We start from the raw sequence: 1,614 nt of genomic DNA, 5'->3' as shown, positions 1-1,614 counted from the left end.
GTCTCCTTTATGCTTAATGTCGAGGCAATGTTCAGCATGTGCTTTATACCTTGGGATATCTCGATTCAGTGAAGGATTGCTTTCCTGATTCAATTAATGTGGGACGTATGACAGGGCTTGCTGCCTACCATCACAACCCAGCTGAGGATGACCATCATATCATCACCATTGCAGACCGGCTCAGCAGTGGCATGGATAGGAGAAGTGACAAGGAACTGGAATACGAGGCCCAAGGAAAATTCTATGAGCAGCCCATGTTGAACATTGCCTCGACATTAAGCATAAAGGAGACTGAAAATTCAGAAATAATAAAAACAGAATCAAGTTTTCTGCCAATTCGCCCTCTGGATGGGAAAGCCATTGGGGAACAAGGCCATAAGAAAATCTCCAAGCAAGAGTATTTGCAGCAATGGAGTCAATTTGAAAAGGATTTCCTGAAACTCAAAGGCCTTGAATACGATGAATTCCTCATGGCACTACTCACGCTTTTGGAACGCTACAGTTGGTGCATTCCCTCTTCTACTATGGATGATCCAGATATCAGTCTCTTCCATCATGCAAAGACGACTGCAGCAATCGCTGCTTGCATTGCTGTCTATGCTTCTGATCATGAGAATTGGATTGAGACAATCCAACAGGATGCTCCTTTCACCTTTGTTCAAGGAGATATGTCAGGAATTCAACAATATATCTTCAATCTACCAACCTCGAAATACAATGCCAAAATCTTACGTGCAAGAAGTTTCCAAATTTGGTCACTCAGCTTTGTGTTTGCTAAGTACGTCGCAAACGCTTTTGGGATGATGGATACAAATATAATCACTTTTGCAGGCGGGCGGTTTCTTTTACTTGTCCCCAAAACTGATAAAACTTCACTTCTGGTAAAAAAACTCCAGTCCATGCTGGATGAATACATGCTTAATGAATATTCTGGCCAGATTGCGTGTATCCTCTCTCAAACTGATATTAACGATTCCTCAGAGCTGATGAAATCCAGAGGTCTGGAACTTCAGTTCCGCATGCAAAATCAAGAGATTCAGAGCAAGAAGAAAAAGTTCCAACTTGGACTGCAAAAAACCTGGTACATGCTTGAAGAAGAATACGAGAAGCTTCAGAAGAACGGAAGTTGCCCATTATGCCAGATCAACCCAAAGGAAGAAGATGCAGAACACTGCAAGAGTTGTGATTCCCTCATTTCCATCGGGGGGTCTCTTATGCAGGCAAAGAGGATAGTCTTAGATGCCAAGGAACTGACATCATTTGGAAAGATGGTGAAAGTCGTAAGGAAATCTGCAACCTCTGATCAATTTGGCTATACCAACCGAGAGTATATACCAGGATTGCCCATGGTTACCCTCCCGTATCTTGCTCCATATCGTGATGATGAAGAAACAGGATTGCTTAGTTTTGAGGAAATTGCCACCGACCCAGTAACCAATAGGCAGAAAAAGCTCGCTATGTTCAAAGCAGATATAGACAATCTGGGATTACTCTTTAGCTCCTCCTTGGGTGATAGATGGTCACTTTCCCGCTATTCTGATTTGAGCTATCAGTTCCAACAGTATTTCTCAAGTTTCTTGGCGCAGATGATCCAGGGCAATGAGAGGTATAAGA

General features: G+C 42.8%; 1 protein-coding gene. It reads left to right on the top strand.

Going from position 1 to position 1,614, the window contains the following annotated elements:
• Nucleotides 1-38: 38 nt before the first annotated feature.
• A partial coding sequence (cas10, locus tag JF818_RS00370; protein WP_198890018.1) for a type III-A CRISPR-associated protein Cas10/Csm1 occupies nucleotides 39-1,614 on the top strand: 1,576 nt, incomplete at its 3' end.

Origin of the sequence: Sphaerochaeta sp. S2 (assembly GCF_016406725.1) — a bacterium.
GTDB lineage: Bacteria > Spirochaetota > Spirochaetia > Sphaerochaetales > Sphaerochaetaceae > Sphaerochaeta.
This window is presented reverse-complemented; position numbering and strand designations above follow the sequence as displayed.